The following is a 15,487-nucleotide window of genomic DNA, read 5'->3' on the forward strand; positions in this document are numbered from 1 at the left end:
AGAAATCGTTGTGCCCAGCAATTTGGATTGGTCAAAAACAGGGCTAAATCACAAAATTTCAGTCAAAGACTGGGAAAAAATGGGGGTTAAAGCGCGCGCTGGGCGCCTTGGAAACGCGAACCTCAAAGCATCTGTTTTGCTGCCAATGGGGCGCAAAGGTCCTGCGTTTTTGGCTTACCCAAATTTTGACGTGTACTTCGAATGGAACAAAAGCTTTGTCTACGTCACCACAGCCGCTTATTTCGCCACACGCCTAGAAGGGGCATCCCCTTACGACGCAGGCAATCCTGAACAAGGCTTGTCCGACGCGGAAATGAAAAGCTTGCAAACCAAGCTGGAAAAGCGCGGTTATAACGTTGGCAAAATCGACGGTATTTTGGGGGCCAAAACCCGCGCGGCGGTCCAAGCTGAACAACAACGACTGGGCCTGCCTGCGGATGCATGGCCAACAGGAAAACTTCTCAATGCCCTCTGATAAGAACCGAACTTGGGACGAACTGAACGGAGCACTGGATCACATTGCTGCAGCCCCGAAAGACAACGCCCCTATCGACATTCTTTGCTTTCGCCCAAGCTTTGGTGAACGCGACTTTCGCGATGAAATCAGCGTCACACCAGAGGCAGGCATCGAGGGCGAGCGTTTCTTGAAAACACCGTGGATGCGGCTTGAAGATGGGTCACCCGACCCGCGCATTCAGATTTCGATCCTGCCAAAGCGGGTGTTCGACTTTGTGGTTGGCGACAGGTTGCATCCTGGTGACACAATGATTGCGGACCTTGATACGAGCGAAGCGAACCTGCCCGTTGGGCAACGCCTTGCCATCGGGACTGCCGAAGTTGAGGTCACCGATTTGTTCAATGATGGCTGTGTCAAATGGAAGGTCAGATATGGCGCGGATGCAAAGGACTGGCTGGTGACGCCTGAGCATATTCCACTGCGTCTTCGCGGTGTGTTGTGCCGCGTCACGCGGGCGGGCGTTATCTCGAAAACCGATGTAATCCGCAAAGTGTAGCGCAAAAGCGGTGGTTTTAAGCCACCAGTTGCTCCGCCTTTTTCAGGTCCACAGACACCAGTTGCGACACGCCTTGTTCTTGCATCGTAACGCCGAACAAACGGTCCATGCGTGCCATGGTCACGGCGTGGTGGGTGATGATCAAAAAGCGCGTGTCAGTCTGGCGTGTCATCTCATCCAGCATGTCACAAAAACGCGTCACGTTGGCATCATCCAGCGGCGCGTCGACCTCGTCGAGCACACAAATCGGCGCGGGGTTGGCCAAGAAAACGGCAAAAATCAACGCCATCGCGGTCAGCGTCTGTTCACCACCAGATAACAACGACAGCGTCGACAGCTTCTTGCCCGGAGGCTGACACATGATCTCAAGCCCAGCGTCCAAAGGATCGTCGCTTTCAACCAACATCAGCTTCGCCTCACCCCCGCCAAACAGGTGACGGAACAGGCTTGAAAAGCTTGTGTTCACTTCTTCAAAAGCGGTCAAAAGGCGTTCGCGACCTTCTTTGTTCAAAGACGCGATGCCACTGCGCAACGTCTTGATCGCCTCTTCCAAATCCAGTTTTTCAGCAGCAAGACTGTCGTGCTCTTCGCGCACCTCTTTGCTGTCTTCTTCGGCCCGCAAATTCACCGCACCCAAACTATCACGCAGACGTTTGAGACGGTTCACATCCACTTCGATTTTCTCACCCGTTGGGATCGTGTCGGGATCAACATCCAATTCTTCGAGCAGTTTCTCAGGCGTTGTTTCCAACTCTTCGCGAATGCGTTCCACAGCGGCCATTGTCGTCTCACGCGCCGCATCACGACGTGCCTCAGAGGCTGCACGTGCTTCACGTGCTTCCGACGCCAAACGTTCTGCTTCGCGTTCGGCAGTCACTGCCGCGCGCAAAGCCTCTTCGCCCTCTGCCAAAACATCTGAGGACTTGGCGCGGCGGATCTCAGCTGCATCCATGTCATCCATCAATTGCGCACGCTGTTCGGCAATTTCGTCTGGTTTTCCAATGGCATCTTGCAGCTCAAGCTCAGAGGCTTCCTTGCGATCATTCAGCTCAGAGATGCGCTTTTCCGCTGTTTCCAAACGGTGACGCCAGCCGGACAATTCCTTGGTGACCTCTTGCGAGCGGCGTGTGCGGGCCTCGCCTTCGCGGCGAATTTCATCATGCGAAGACCGCTGAGACATCATGGTAATGCGAGCAGCTTCAACAGCCATTTTGACGCTTTCAATCGCATCACGCGCGACTTGAAGATCGGGCAAATCACGCTGCGCAATCTCGGCTTCGCGCAGGCGTTCTTCGGCACCGCGCGCTTCTTCACCATGACGCGCCACGGCCAAACCAAGGTTTTCGACCTTGCCCTCTGCCAATGTGCGATCATTTTCAGCACGCGACAATGCACGGGCCGCATCAGACATCGCGCGATCCGCATTGCGACGCGCCTCGCGGGCAATACGATCGGCATCGGACAAGCGCTGCAATTCAGACTTGAGGTGCTCGTGCGCTTGCAAGGCACCAGACGCTTTGGCTTCACCCGCTGCGGCTTCTTGCTTCAATTCCTCAAGGCGATTGAGCTGTTGCAGGCGCAAGGCTGCCGTTGAAGGCGCATCTTCAGCACCTGCACGAAAGCCGTCCCAGCGCCACAAATCGCCCTCGACAGACACGAGCCGTTGCCCCGGTTCCAAGTCCGCCTGCAACCGCGCACCGTCTTCGGCTTTGACCAACCCGATTTGACCCATCCGGCGCTCAAGAACGGCAGGCACAGTCACAAAACTGGACAGAGGTTCTGCCCCAATGGGCAAGTCTTGATCGTCAGGATAATCGGGCAAGGTCACCCAACCAGAGGCCTGATACGCCTCGATCGCGGGCTGGCGCAAATCATCCGCCAACGCGGCGCCCAAGGCCTTTTCATATCCAGATTGCACCCGCACCAGATCAAGCACCTGCGTACCTCCAAGCTGATCGCGATCAAGCATTTTTGACAAGGCTGCAAGCTCTGCACGCAGCGCGCCAAGTTCGCCTTCGGCCTCGGATCGGGCGGCACGGGCTGAGGCCTCGCGTGTTTGCGCATCGGCGCGCGCTTCATCCGCCTCGATCAATGCGGCATCAGCCTCTTCGGCCAAATAGGTTGCCTCTTCTTGTGCGGCTGTTGCAGCACTCAGGGCTTGTGCTGAACTGGCCAAAGCCGCTTCGGCCTCAGCCACAGAAGCGCGAGCACGGTCTGATTCTGTGCGCGCGCGATCCAGCGTTTTGCGATTGTCGTCCACCAAGCGCGTGGCCGACTGATGACGTGCCGCAAGTCGTGCAACATCCTCCGTCATCTCGGAAAGCTGCGCCTCACGGTCTTGCAAAATCTCGTTCGCCTCTGCCGCGCGCAACGCAGCTTCGTCCAATTTGGGCTCATGCCCCTCAGCGGCTTTGCTCAGCTCACGTTTTTCCCACTCAAGACGCTCAATCGTTTCGCCAGCATCGCGGTTCAACTGCTCTTCGCGCGACATGTCTGCAACGAGTTGCTCAATGCGGCGCGTGAGTGTGTCGATCGAAGCGCGCGCCCGCTTTTCTTCATCCGTTAGTTGATCACGCGCGACAGTCAAACGCTGCAAAACAGCCGCTGCGATGGCTTCTTCTTCGCGCAAAGACGGCAAGATTTCTTCTTTTTCGGCGCGCTGTTTTGCGGCCGCAAGCGTGAGCTTTTCCGCCTCTGCGGCCTGTTTCAGACGCGTGCGCAATACCTCTTCGGCCTCGGCACGCGACACATCCGCATCGCGCCACCGGCGATAGAACAACGTCCCTTCGGCTTGACGCAGCTCAGTGCCGATTTCACGATACCGCGCGGCTTGTCGTGCTTGACGGGCCAAGCTTGCGATTTGCGCGGCCAGTTGTTCGAGCACATCATCGACACGGGCCAAATTGGTCTCAGCACCTTTAAGCTTCAACTCCGCCTCGTGGCGACGTTGGTACAGCCCCGAAATGCCCGCAGCTTCTTCCAAAATGCGCCGACGCGCTTTGGGTTTGGCGTTGATCAATTCAGAGATTTGCCCCTGACGTACAAGAGCAGGCGAATGTGCACCGGTCGACGCGTCGGCAAACAGCATAGACACATCACGTGCACGCACATCTTTGGCGTTCACCTTATAGGCAGAGCCAGCGTCGCGGGTGATGCGACGGGTGATTTCAACTGTGTCGGCCTCATTGAAACCAGCAGGCGCGAGACGTTCAGTGTTATCGATGGTCAGCGCCACTTCGGCAAAGTTGCGTGCTGGGCGTGAGGACGCACCCGCAAAGATCACATCTTCCATGCCGCCGCCACGCATTGCCTTGGGGCGATTTTCCCCCATGACCCAACGCAAAGCTTCGAGCAAATTCGATTTACCACACCCGTTTGGTCCAACCACACCTGTCAGGCCCTCAGCGATCACAAGATCGGTGGGATCCACAAAGCTTTTGAAGCCATTGAGACGGAGTCGGTTGAAACGCACGAAAAGCCTTGTTTGATTCTATCTGCTAAAAAAGTGTCATAAGCCTACGCACGTCTGTCAACTGATTAGAGTCGAAATATGGGGCTCAGGCCTGAGTTATCCACAATATATTGCGGCAGCCATGTAACACACAGCCGTTGAGGTCAAAAGTAAAATGGGAATCGCCTTGACCCAAGGGGGCCCCTTGCGCCAAATAGGCGGACTATGGTTCCCCTATCGTCACGCTAAGCGTGCAGGGGAGAAATGGGAATGTGGTTAGAGTGACCCAAGTCGGGGCTCAAATCCACAGCCGCCCCCGCGACTGTATGCGGTGAGTGCACGCCATAACGCCACTGAACCTTCGGGTTTGGGAAGGCGGCGAGCGCACATTGACCCGCAAGCCAGGAGACCAGCCATGGTGTGATGCAACCCACACCCGTCGGGGATGACGGGACAGGAGATAGACTTATGACGACGCAAACACTTTCAACGACCGAATCCAAAACACTGCCAGTGATTTTCGCCATGGTATTGGGTGTCGCACTTTTGGGCTTGTCCGGCATGGCGCAAGCAACTGTTTTGCATGACGCGGCGCACGACCAACGCCACGCTATGGCATTTCCCTGCCACTAAGCTGATCACATTTCATGCAACGTAGAATGCTATCCAGTGCTTTGTTCGCTGGGTTTGGTGCTGGGCTGATTGCCGCCCTGCTCCAATTTTATTTCGTGATCCCAACCCTGCTTGAAGGCGAGCTGTATGAAAGTGGTGAAAAAATCCACTTTATCCTCAACGGAACATCCACATCGGATCGAACTGCGATCGGGATCGGGTCGGACTGGTTTCGCCATTCCATGACCGTGTCATTCAATATCGTAACCTACATGGGATACGGTTTGATTTTGGTCGGGCTCATGGCCCTCGCTGAAATGCGCGGTCTCACAACGGTCACACCGCGACAGGGTATCATTTGGGGCCTCGCAGGATTTGTGGCGATTCAACTCGCGCCCGCGGTTGGCCTGCCGCCAGAACTGCCTGGAACGATCGGCGCCGAACTTGCCCCAAGACAGGCTTGGTGGCTTGGGACGTTGCTGTCCTCCGCCGTTGGGTTGTGGCTTATTGCCTTTGGAAAAGGGCCTATCGCGCTTTTGGGTGTAGCCTTTTTGGCGATCCCGCAGATCATCGGAGCCCCGCAGCTTGATACGTTTTGGGGGGTTGCACCGCCTGAGCTTGCCGCAGAATTTGCGACGCTCAGCCTCGGTTCCGCGGCTGCTGGCTGGGTCTTGCTGGGGTGGTTGTGTTCCTACTTTTGGACACGCAGCGCCTAAGCGGGCACGCGGCCAATCAAGCAATGCCGCAAAGATCCTAAGGAGCGGGCGTCTTCAATTTCGCCCGTTTCTGCATCACGATACAGGCCCAGCAAGGCGCGCACTTCTTGCGCCATATCTGCGCTGACATCGCCAAACAAATAGGCCATCTTTCCCGCGTCTCTGACGCTTAGACAGGCAGGCCGCGTACAGACATTCATACAGTCCACGCGGTTCACGGCATGAAATTCGGACACAGCGTCCGCCAAAGCCGTTCCGCCGTCACAGCTGATGCATACAGAGAGGGTGGCCACCATAACTTTCCTTTCGCGCAGATTTGCGCCACAAGACATACGAATGAAGTATCGGAGAAACCCATGCCTGCCAAGATACCTGCCACAGTCGTCACCGGATTTTTGGGCGCTGGCAAAACCACGTTGATTCGCCACATGTTGGCCAACGCCAACGGCAAACGCATCGCCTTGATCATCAATGAGTTTGGCGATCTGGGTGTCGACGGCGACATTTTGAAAGGTTGCGGGGACGAGACCTGCACCGAAGACGATATCATGGAACTGTCAAACGGCTGTATCTGTTGCACCGTTGCAGACGATTTCATTCCAACGATGGAAAAACTTTTGGAGCGTGAAAACGCGCCGGATCACATCGTGATTGAAACCTCTGGTCTGGCGTTGCCACAGCCTTTGGTTCGCGCCTTCAACTGGCCCGAAATTTCGACCCGCGTCACCGTTGATGGCGTTGTCACTGTGGTCGACGGCAAAGCTGTGAACGAGGGCGTGTTTGCCCACAATGTCGCCGCTGTTGATGCCCAACGCAAGTTGGACGAAAACCTCGATCACGAGACGCCTTTGTCCGAATTGTTCGAAGATCAGATCGCCTGTGCCGATATGATTGTGGTCAACAAAGCCGACCTTTTGGGCGACACAGAGGCGGACGCCTTGGTTGCCAAACTGGCTGGCGAAGCACGCGGCGGCGTGCAGGTTGTGCGCGCGTCACACGGTGTTTTGCCTGTCGACGTGCTGCTGGGCCAAGGCATCGGCGCAGAAGACGATTTGGCCAGCCGCCACGAAGTGCATCACCACCACCATGATCACGATGATGACCACGTCCATCACGCGGACGATCATGACAGCGACCATCACCATCATCACGACCACGATCATGACGCCTTCGAAAGCTTCATTGTCGGACGGGGTGAAATTGCCGATCCCAAAGCCTTTGCGGCTCAAATTTCCGACGTCATCAAAGCCCACGGCATTTTGCGTCTCAAAGGCTTCGTTGCCGTCGCAGGCAAGCCCATGCGTTTGACCGTGCAAGCTGTTGGCCCACGTGTTGATCACTATTTCGACCAACCGTTTGGCGACGCCCCGCGCGAAACACGGCTGGTGGTGATTGGGCAAACCGGCCTTGACCGTGCCGCCATTGAAACCGCGCTTTGTGCCTAGGAACGCCCCATGATCATCGTTGAACTTGGCAACCCGCTTGATCCCCAGCCCTCGGCCCTTTTGGCCGAGGCGCAGGCCTTGCAAGCGGAAATCTACGCCGAAGAACACAACCACGCGTTGGACACCACCGCCTTAACCGCAGACGACATTCGGTTTTTTATCGCCCGAGACGGCGATCAAGTGCTGGGTGTTGGGGCGTTCAAAATCCACGCGGCCGAGAAATATGGCGAAGTGAAATCAATGTTCACCTCCACAAATGGTCGTGGCAAAGGCATCGCAGCCGCAATCATGCGCGCGATTGAAGACATGGCCAAATCAGAAGGGCTCACGTCTCTCAAACTGGAAACTGGTGATGAATTGGAAGCGGCCGTGCGCCTGTACGAACGCTTTGGCTTTGTCCGTTCAGGCGCGTTTGGCAGCTATGAAGACAATGGCGTAAGCGTCTTCATGCAAAAGACGCTTCGCTAACTATTTGGCTTTCTTAGCCTCAGCTGCGGCCTTCATCCGTGCCAAAAGCTCGGCCTTGGTTTCTTTGACGCTGAATGGGTTCTTTGCAGTCCCCTTGGCGTTATGCTCATTGTGCTTTGGTGAGTTTTTACGCACTTTGGGTGCTCCAGTTTTACCGTAATCCATGGGGATGCCTCTTTGGTTTGCCCCGCTGATGCCGCAAAGCGCGTCACGAAACAAGAGAATACGACAAAGGACGCTGTTCATGCACCTTCTTGCTGCCACCGCTGGTTCTGTTGATGATGGCACCGAAGCTGTTGATCTGAGCCAAACCCCTGCCGATATCGTGGTGATTTCCGCCGCCGATACCGAACTTGCGCTTCTCTCGGATGCGCGTCGGGGCTTGGCAAACGCGCCTTCCTTGCGCTTGGCCTCGATGATGCATCTACGCCACCCGATGTCAGTCGATTTGCATTTGGACGATTGCGCATCGAAATCGCGGATGGTCATTGCACGAGTTTTGGGCGGCACGGGCTATTGGAAGTACGGCGTCGAACAATATGCCGCGCGTCTGCACGACGCAGGTGTGCCCCTGGTGCTTTTGCCCGGTGACGACAAACCGGATGCAGAACTTGCCGCTCTGTCCACTGTATCGTCAGAACATTATCACGCGCTTTGGTCCTATTTGACCGAAGGCGGCGCAGACAATGCCCGCAATTTCTTGCGCTATGCACAGGCAATGCTGGACGATGCTGACCTTCCAGAACCGGCCAAACCCTTGTTGCGCTCAGGCCTCTATTGGCCAAACCAAGGCCTCACAGATCTCGACACAATCAAAGCCGATTGGACAGCAGGTGCCCCCGTCGTCCCCATCGTGTTTTACCGCGCGCTGGTCCAAGGCGCGGGCCTTTCCCCGATCAACGACTTGGTCACAAGCCTATTGAAACGCGGCCTCAACCCAATGCCTGTCTTTGTGGCTTCACTCAAAGATCCCATCTCGGTGGCAACGCTCGAAACCCTCTTTCAAGACGCCCCACCCAGTGTGATCCAGAACTGCACGTCTTTTGCGGTCGGCACCCCTGAAGGCACGGGTGGGTCAAACCCACTAGCGGCTGATTTTGCCAATGGCGCGCCGGTTTTTCAGGTGGTCTTGTCATCCTCATCCGAAGAGGCTTGGGCGACAGGCACCACAGGTCTAACCGCCCGCGATATCGCGATGAATGTAGCCCTTCCGGAAGTGGACGGGCGTGTCTTGACCCGCGCTGTGTCCTTCAAGGGCGAGGCCTATTTCGATACAGATACCCAATGCCCCATCGCGACCTATGTCGCCAACGAAAGCCGCATCGATTTTGTTGCGGATCTGACAAAGAACTGGTGCAAACTCCGCGACGCTCAAACGGCAGACCGCAAGGTTGCATTGATCCTCGCCAACTACCCGAACAAAGATGGGCGCCTGGCCAATGGCGTTGGCTTGGACACACCAGCGGCCACTGTGGGCACGCTTAACACGCTCAAATCTGCGGGCTATTCGGTCAAGAACATCCCCGATGATAGCGATGCATTGATGCAGGCGATTCTTGCTGGGCCGACCAACTGGCTTACGGATCGCACGCAACGCACGGGCGGCGCGCGCCTCAGTTTGGCGGACTACAAACAAAGCTATGATGCTCTGCCGCAAGTGGTGCGAGATCAAATCGAAGAACGCTGGGGGAGCCCCGAGCAAGATCCGTTTTTTGCGGACGATGCATTTGCATTATCGGTGTTGAGCTACGGCAATGTCGTCGTCGGCATCCAGCCCGCGCGCGGCTATAATATCGATCCGACCGAGACCTATCACGCACCTGATTTGGTGCCGCCGCACAACTATCTGGCCTTCTATTTCTATCTGCGCCATGCCTTTGGCGCCCATGCTTTGGTGCATATGGGCAAGCACGGCAATCTTGAATGGCTGCCCGGAAAAGCGACGTCATTGTCCGAAACCTGCATGCCCGAAGCCGTGATGGGGCCGATGCCGCACCTCTATCCGTTTATTGTCAATGATCCGGGTGAAGGCACGCAGGCCAAGCGTCGTGCTCAGGCCGTGATCATCGATCACCTGACACCGCCGCTTACACGCGCAGAAACCTACGGACCGCTGCGCGACTTAGAGGCCTTGGTGGACGAATATTTCGAGGCCGCAGGCGTTGACCCGCGCCGAATTGCAACTTTGCGCAAAGAAATCCTGTCTATGTCATCGGTCACAGGGCTGGACCGAGACGTCGGTATGACGGGGGATGAAGAGGGCGATCTGGCCAAGCTTGACGCCTATTTGTGTGAGTTGAAAGAGGCACAAATTCGTGATGGTTTGCACATCTTTGGCGCAGCCCCGACAGGCCGTTTGGCACGCGACCTTGCTTTGGCTTTGGTGCGTGTGCCCCGTGGTGACGGCACAGGTCGCGACGCTTCTTTCGTACGCGCATTGGCGGACGATTTTGGCCTCGGGTTTGATCCGTTGGATTGTGACATGGCTGAAAATTGGACCGCGCCTAAACCACATGAATTGGCAGACATCGATACTGGAACGTGGCGCAGTGCGGGCGACGCTGTTGAGCGGCTTGAATTGTTTGCAGCGCATGCGCTGGACAACGACCTAAAAGCCGCTGGCCCAGCGTCTCAAGCTGTTTTGGATCATCTGCGCAGCACGGTTTTGCCCACCGTGCAAGCTTGCGGGCCCGCCGAAATGCACGGGCTTCTTAAGGGGCTATCGGGGCGGTTTGTGCCTGCGGGGCCAAGTGGCGCACCTACCCGTGGGCGCATGGACGTTTTGCCGACAGGGCGTAACTTTTTCTCGGTTGATGCGCGCGCTGTGCCGACACAAACCGCGTGGAAGCTGGGCTGGAAATCGGCCAACCTTTTGATCGAACGACACTTACAAGATCATGGCGATTGGCCAACGGCAATGTTGGTCACGGCGTGGGGAACCGCCAATATGCGCACCGGCGGCGACGACATTGCGCAGGCATTGGCCCTTATGGGGGTGAAACCAAAATGGGATCAAATGTCACGGCGCGTGACAGGCTTCGAGATTTTGCCGATGGGCGTTCTTGGTCGGCCACGTGTCGATGTCACATTGCGCGTTTCCGGATTTTTCCGTGATGCTTTTCCGCAATTGATCGCATTGGTTGATAGTGCCGCCCGCGCTATTCAAGAGCTTGACGAAAGTGCAGAGCAAAACCCAGCGGCCGCACGCGCACGCGACGGCGAAAGCACGGCGCGGGTGTTTGGCTCGAAACCGGGCGCTTATGGCGCAGGCCTGCAAGCGATGATTGATGAGCGCCTTTGGCAAGGCCGTGACGACTTGGGTGAGGCCTACTTGGAATGGGGCGGATACGCGTATGGCGCGGGACGCGAGGGTGTGAAAGATCGCAGCGGGTTTGAGGCGCGCTTGGGACAAGTCGAAGCCATCGTTCACAACCAAGACAACCGAGAACACGATTTATTGGACAGCGACGATTACTACCAGTTTGAAGGGGGGGCGGCTGCAGCTGTGGCGCGGCTGCAAGGACAAGATCGCCCGATATATCACAACGACCATTCCCGGCCCGAGCGCCCCGTTATTCGAACATTGGACGAAGAAATTGGACGCGTGGTGCGGTCCCGCGTTGTGAACCCAAAATGGATCGACGGGGTGAAGCGCCACGGATACAAGGGCGCGTTTGAAATTGCGGCGACAGTCGATTATTTGTTCGCTTTTTCAGCCACAACCCACGCTGTCAAGGACCACCACTTTGATATGGTGCACGCTGCATTCATTGAAGACGATGACACGCGCGATTTCATCGAGGACCACAATGAACCAGCCCTCAAAGAGATCGCGGAGCGCTTGCTTGAGGCAATGGATCGGGGACTTTGGCGCCCAAGGTCAAATTCGGCGCGCGCAGTTTTGGAAGCGTTAGTTTAAAATGGGCTACAGGTCAGTTCGGCTTTGATCAAAGCTTGGTCACCGACCAAAGATCCGCGTTTGACGTCGCACCCAGAGGCTTGCACCATGGCACGCATCGCTTGTTGTGCGATCAGCGATCTTGATGGCGGTGGGAACACAAAATTGGTGCGATGGACCTCAATGCCATCGCCATATATTTCTGTGAAAACTCTGAATGTATTGCCACCAATTTTGACGACTTGGGTGTGAGAGTCGGAAAACGCCAAAGCTGGCGTGTCCACGGCGCAGCCACTCAACCCAAACAGTCCCATACAGACACATATCGCACGCAAAAAATATCTCATGCAAATATGATCGCGCGAGAAACTTAAAACGCGGTTAAAAGCTCTAGATCAAGTTTGATGGACCACGTTCGAGAACCTCGACGGTATCACCCAGTTTCATCGCGCCTTGAACTTCGACAACGGCGTTTTGGCCGAAAATTATTTTCCCGTTCGAAGCGCGGTGCAAGCGGCGCAAGGTCATAAGGGGTTCGCGCTGGTCGGTTTGTTCCCCCGTCAGCGGATCTTGGGTGACCATGATGCAGCGGTCACAGGGTTTCACAATGCGCAAAACCGCAGATCCGATGCGGATCAGCCGCCATTCGTCTTCATCCCAAGGTTCGAAATCGCCATCAATCATAATATTGGGGCGAAACCGCCGCATTTCGACAGGAGATGCGAGTTCGGCGTTCAGTGCCAAAAGCGATGGCATCGACGTGATGAGAATAGGAAACCCATCCGAGAAACCCGTCACATGCGAGCCATCTGTATAGGCGGGCGACACAACGCGGCGACAGCTATCTGGCATATAGACCAGGCGCACTTCGTGCTCCAACGCCGATGACAAGAAATGCGAAGCATAGTTGCCCGCGTCCTGTACATCTTTGATTTCAGTGGAGAATACGAAGGCACGTGATGTGGCCCCTGTTGGCCAAGGCACGTCAATGCGCTCACCATCGAAAGACAGGCTGATACCTACATCAGTGGATACGGCGTGTAGTTTGGCCAAGGCAGGCAGCTCGCGTCGCGTGGCGGCGATGCCCGAATTGTAGACAACGGCCCATCGCCGATCGTCCTCAATGCCGCGTGCTCCCAGCTGCGCCATCGCGAGGTCATGACCCGTCAAACTTTTGACAGGGTAATTCGTGAGGCGCGCAAGTTTCATAAATCTCTCAAGGGGTTTTGTTAAAATGTATTCTAGATTGTTAGGTGATTCGAGGCGTTAAGGGCAGTTGTCGCAATAGACAGGTTGGTGACGAAAATATCGCCAATTTAGCGAAAACTGTCCGTTACCCTTTGACGCAATCGCTAGAGCTTGATTTGGAATATCCGGCAACATTCAGATCCAAAAGTCAGAACGCGGAACGATCCAGTTTGCCAACTGCTTCGTAGGGCGTGGACAGGTCTTGTGCTTATAGCCCGATGCGCGCAGGCAGGTCGTCCATGTGCGATAGATGCTCTGCTCCAACAGCAATCAAATGCGCCCCATCCCCTTGGGTGTCGAATCCCAAAGTTCGCATGCCTGCGCGCACCCCTGCCGTCGCCCCCGCGACACTGTCATCGACGACAACGCAAGCTTCCGGCGCGACGTTCATGAACGCGGCCGCTTTGAGAAACAACTCAGGATCAGGTTTGCCAGCTTTGCAATCGTGGGCAGAGAAAATACGCCCTTTAAGCCGTTCAAGCAGCGCGGGGTGTGCGCCAAGGGTGATATCCATTTTCGCCATTGGACCGTTTGATCCAACCGCATATGGAATTCCGGCAGCATCCAAGGCATCAAGTGCCGCCTCGATGCCTGCAATCAATGGAACGCCTTTTCTAAGCCGCTCAAACATTTTGGCATAGATACTCACCACCCAGTCCTCGGGAAGGGTCGCACCATTCGCACGCGCCTTAACGGCTATGTCAGCCATCGCGACACCAATGTAATCGCGGTCGACCTCGGCTGCGGTCAATGGCAACCCGTAGTATTCAAACTCGTTTCTTAGCAATGTCAAAGTGGTCGGCTCGCTGTCCACAAGCACACCGTCGCAGTCAAAGATCACAAGTTTTGGGGGCGTCATTTTGGCTCCAGAAAATTGATTTTCGTGTCGCCATATTTGCGTGTGTCCAACAAGGTCAGCGCGTCAGGGACAACAATGGGCGCAGACTCTTCCCAGACCACCAAGGCGCGCGTTGTCAGCCAGTTGCCAGCAATCGCGGCCGCAATCGCCTTTTCGCCTAGTCCCTGCGCATAGGGCGGATCGAGAAAAATAAGATCGTAAGGGGCATCAGGGTTCATCGGCAGACGCGTCGCATCGACACGCATGAGCTTGCTTTGCTTTTGAGCTTTGCAGATCCGAATATTCTCTTCGATCAGGCTTTGCGCTTTGCGCCCGTCATCGACAAATGTCGCACATTCGCCTGCGCGCGACAGCGCCTCAAGCCCCAACGCGCCGGTGCCAGCAAACAAATCGAGCGTGCGGGCATCCGTCAGCGCGTCGCCGAATTTGCCGCCCGCCAGCACATTGAACAGGCTTTCGCGCACTCGATCCGTGGTGGGCCGCAAGTGAGCGCCCGCATCGCCTTTCCCCACCGAGGTCAGTGCGATGCCGCGATAAGTGCCGGCAATAATCCGCATCAGGCTTTCAGCAACACTTTTAGGTCTGACTCAGGATCAGCAACCACTTCTGGGTCAGCTGTTTTACCGCTTTCAATCAAACGCTTGGCCACCATGTAACCACGTGGGTCGCCCATTGCGTCAATCGCAATCAGTTGGCCGTCTTTATAGTACCAATGCGACCGCACAGCGCCACCATCGCGGATAACCACCTGATCATGCCCTGTGGACAGACCCGCGATTTGCAGTTTCACGTCGTATTGATCGGACCAGAACCACGGCTTGGGCGCGTAGGCAACGTCTTGGCCCAACATGTTTTTCGCAACAATAGCACCTTGATCAATCGCGTTTCCGACACTCTCAAGGCGCACCTGCGCGCCATCTTGTGGGAAGGAGGCACAATCGCCAGCGGCGTAAATTGATGGATCGGATGTGCGCGCGAAAAGATCGGTTTTGATACCGTTGTCGATCGCAAGCCCCGCCGCTTCGGCCAGTTCAGTGCCAGGAATAATGCCAACACCCACAATCACGAAATCCACGTCCAAAGAGCTGCCATCAGACAATTCCGCGCCCGTGACACGTGCATCGCCTGTCAGCTGATTCAGGCCAACGCCTTCGAGAATGCGTACACCATGACTTTCGTGGAGCGCGCGGAAATAGTCGGATGTTTCCTTCGATGCAACACGTTGCAAGATGCGTTCAGACATTTCCACAAGCGTCACTTTGAGGCCCTTTTTCGCCGCGACCGCTGCCGCTTCAAGACCGATATAGCCGCCGCCAACGATCAACACAGACGCACCTTCTTTGAACTCAGGCGCAATCGCATCCGCGTCAGCCAGCGTGCGCATCGTGTAAACACCGTCCAAGTCGCCGCCAATTTTAGCAGGCAAGCGCCGCGGCGCCGATCCCGTGCTCAAAGCCAACGCATCATAGCTGAGGGTCTCGTCAACACCATCAACCGAACGCAGGCTCACGGTTTTGGCCGCCGCATCAATGGCTGTCACTTCAGCAGACGTGCGCAGATCGATGTTCTCATCCGCATAATACGACGCAGGGCGCAAATACAGACGTTCCAACTCCATGCTGCCAAGCAAATAGGCTTTCGACAATGGCGGACGCTGATACGGGATCGCAGGCTCATCGCCAATCAAGGTAATTTTCCCGTCAAACCCCTGTCCCCGCAACGTGGTGACAATGGATTGGCCAGCTTGGCCAGCACCGATAACAATATAGTGGCTCAT

Annotated in this window: 15 protein-coding genes and 1 riboswitch; of the genes, 7 read left to right on the forward strand and 8 right to left on the reverse strand. The window is 56.0% G+C overall.

Features of this window, described 5'->3' with window-relative positions:
- Both ABF287_RS15985 and ABF287_RS15990 read left to right on the forward strand, forming a co-directional pair.
- Positions 1–475 (forward strand): peptidoglycan-binding protein (locus tag ABF287_RS15985; protein ID WP_347185993.1); only part of this gene is annotated, 475 nt, incomplete at its 5' end.
- A complete protein-coding gene (locus tag ABF287_RS15990) occupies positions 465–1,013 on the forward strand; it encodes a hypothetical protein (RefSeq protein WP_347185994.1) in 549 nt (182 codons plus the stop codon). The genes ABF287_RS15985 and ABF287_RS15990, both read left to right, overlap by 11 nt.
- Positions 1,014–1,029: 16 nt before the next feature.
- Here ABF287_RS15990 and smc read toward each other — a convergent pair whose 3' ends face one another.
- Entirely contained in the window at positions 1,030–4,485 is a 3,456-nt protein-coding gene (smc, locus tag ABF287_RS15995; RefSeq protein WP_347185995.1) for a chromosome segregation protein SMC, read from the reverse strand.
- Positions 4,486–4,673: 188 nt separating this feature from the next.
- Positions 4,674–4,897: riboswitch (cobalamin riboswitch) on the forward strand.
- Positions 4,898–4,932: 35 nt separating this feature from the next.
- On the opposite strand from smc, the gene ABF287_RS16000 reads away from it, so the two are divergent.
- Positions 4,933–5,097: a CbtB domain-containing protein gene (locus ABF287_RS16000; RefSeq protein ID WP_347185996.1), complete on the forward strand. Its 165-nt coding sequence runs from the start codon at positions 4,933–4,935 to the stop codon at positions 5,095–5,097.
- A 14-nt stretch (positions 5,098–5,111) separates the two neighbouring features.
- A complete protein-coding gene (locus ABF287_RS16005; RefSeq protein WP_347185997.1) occupies positions 5,112–5,792 on the forward strand; it encodes a CbtA family protein in 681 nt (226 codons plus the stop codon).
- On the opposite strand, the gene ABF287_RS16010 is transcribed toward ABF287_RS16005, so the two are convergent.
- A complete protein-coding gene (locus ABF287_RS16010; protein WP_347185998.1) occupies positions 5,789–6,088 on the reverse strand; it encodes a DUF1636 family protein in 300 nt (99 codons plus the stop codon). The two genes, ABF287_RS16005 and ABF287_RS16010, sit on opposite strands and share 4 nt — an antisense overlap.
- A gap of 60 nt (positions 6,089–6,148) precedes the next feature.
- On the opposite strand from ABF287_RS16010, the gene cobW reads away from it, so the two are divergent.
- Entirely contained in the window at positions 6,149–7,237 is a 1,089-nt protein-coding gene (gene cobW / locus ABF287_RS16015; protein ID WP_347185999.1) for a cobalamin biosynthesis protein CobW, read from the forward strand.
- Positions 7,238–7,246: 9 nt separating this feature from the next.
- On the forward strand, positions 7,247–7,705 hold the full coding sequence (locus ABF287_RS16020) for a GNAT family N-acetyltransferase (protein WP_347186000.1): 459 nt from the start codon (positions 7,247–7,249) through the stop codon (positions 7,703–7,705).
- Here ABF287_RS16020 and ABF287_RS16025 read toward each other — a convergent pair whose 3' ends face one another.
- The gene (locus ABF287_RS16025; protein ID WP_347186001.1) at positions 7,706–7,870 is read right to left on the reverse strand and encodes a hypothetical protein; all 165 of its coding nucleotides are present in this window, start codon (positions 7,868–7,870) and stop codon (positions 7,706–7,708) included.
- Positions 7,871–7,949: 79 nt separating this feature from the next.
- Here ABF287_RS16025 and cobN point away from each other — a divergent pair, with 79 nt between their 5' ends.
- Positions 7,950–11,624: a cobaltochelatase subunit CobN gene (gene cobN / locus ABF287_RS16030; RefSeq protein ID WP_347186002.1), complete on the forward strand. Its 3,675-nt coding sequence runs from the start codon at positions 7,950–7,952 to the stop codon at positions 11,622–11,624.
- Here the strand turns inward: cobN and ABF287_RS16035 are convergent.
- The 5 genes from ABF287_RS16035 to ABF287_RS16055 form a co-directional block, all read right to left on the reverse strand.
- Positions 11,621–11,917 (reverse strand): hypothetical protein, encoded by a 297-nt coding sequence (locus ABF287_RS16035; RefSeq protein WP_347186003.1) that lies wholly within the window; start codon positions 11,915–11,917, stop codon positions 11,621–11,623. The two genes, cobN and ABF287_RS16035, sit on opposite strands and share 4 nt — an antisense overlap.
- A gap of 76 nt (positions 11,918–11,993) precedes the next feature.
- Positions 11,994–12,812 carry an MOSC domain-containing protein gene (locus ABF287_RS16040; protein WP_347186004.1) on the reverse strand — a complete coding sequence of 273 codons (819 nt, stop codon included), beginning with the start codon at positions 12,810–12,812 and terminating at the stop codon, positions 11,994–11,996.
- 247 nt (positions 12,813–13,059) lie between these two features.
- Positions 13,060–13,710, reverse strand: coding sequence for an HAD family phosphatase (locus tag ABF287_RS16045; RefSeq protein ID WP_347186005.1), 651 nt, complete (start codon positions 13,708–13,710; stop codon positions 13,060–13,062).
- Positions 13,707–14,267: a 16S rRNA (guanine(966)-N(2))-methyltransferase RsmD gene (rsmD, locus tag ABF287_RS16050; protein WP_347186006.1), complete on the reverse strand. Its 561-nt coding sequence runs from the start codon at positions 14,265–14,267 to the stop codon at positions 13,707–13,709. The genes ABF287_RS16045 and rsmD overlap by 4 nt, the downstream gene beginning before the upstream one ends.
- On the reverse strand, positions 14,267–15,487 hold the full coding sequence (locus ABF287_RS16055) for an FAD-dependent oxidoreductase (protein ID WP_347186007.1): 1,221 nt from the start codon (positions 15,485–15,487) through the stop codon (positions 14,267–14,269). The genes rsmD and ABF287_RS16055 overlap by 1 nt, the downstream gene beginning before the upstream one ends.

Source organism: Pacificibacter sp. (genome assembly GCF_039769035.1).
Lineage (GTDB): Bacteria > Pseudomonadota > Alphaproteobacteria > Rhodobacterales > Rhodobacteraceae > Celeribacter.

Coding starts and splice junctions, on each gene's coding strand:
- ABF287_RS15990 (WP_347185994.1), top strand. CDS start 465: ATGCCCTCTGATAAGAACCGAACTTGGGACGAACTGAACGGAGCACTG.
- ABF287_RS16000 (WP_347185996.1), top strand. CDS start 4,933: ATGACGACGCAAACACTTTCAACGACCGAATCCAAAACACTGCCAGTG.
- ABF287_RS16005 (WP_347185997.1), top strand. CDS start 5,112: ATGCAACGTAGAATGCTATCCAGTGCTTTGTTCGCTGGGTTTGGTGCT.
- ABF287_RS16010 (WP_347185998.1), bottom strand. CDS start 6,088: ATGGTGGCCACCCTCTCTGTATGCATCAGCTGTGACGGCGGAACGGCT.
- cobW (WP_347185999.1), top strand. CDS start 6,149: ATGCCTGCCAAGATACCTGCCACAGTCGTCACCGGATTTTTGGGCGCT.
- ABF287_RS16020 (WP_347186000.1), top strand. CDS start 7,247: ATGATCATCGTTGAACTTGGCAACCCGCTTGATCCCCAGCCCTCGGCC.
- ABF287_RS16025 (WP_347186001.1), bottom strand. CDS start 7,870: ATGGATTACGGTAAAACTGGAGCACCCAAAGTGCGTAAAAACTCACCA.
- cobN (WP_347186002.1), top strand. CDS start 7,950: ATGCACCTTCTTGCTGCCACCGCTGGTTCTGTTGATGATGGCACCGAA.
- ABF287_RS16035 (WP_347186003.1), bottom strand. CDS start 11,917: ATGGGACTGTTTGGGTTGAGTGGCTGCGCCGTGGACACGCCAGCTTTG.
- ABF287_RS16040 (WP_347186004.1), bottom strand. CDS start 12,812: ATGAAACTTGCGCGCCTCACGAATTACCCTGTCAAAAGTTTGACGGGT.
- ABF287_RS16045 (WP_347186005.1), bottom strand. CDS start 13,710: ATGACGCCCCCAAAACTTGTGATCTTTGACTGCGACGGTGTGCTTGTG.
- rsmD (WP_347186006.1), bottom strand. CDS start 14,267: ATGCGGATTATTGCCGGCACTTATCGCGGCATCGCACTGACCTCGGTG.
- ABF287_RS16055 (WP_347186007.1), bottom strand. CDS start 15,487: ATGAGCCACTATATTGTTATCGGTGCTGGCCAAGCTGGCCAATCCATT.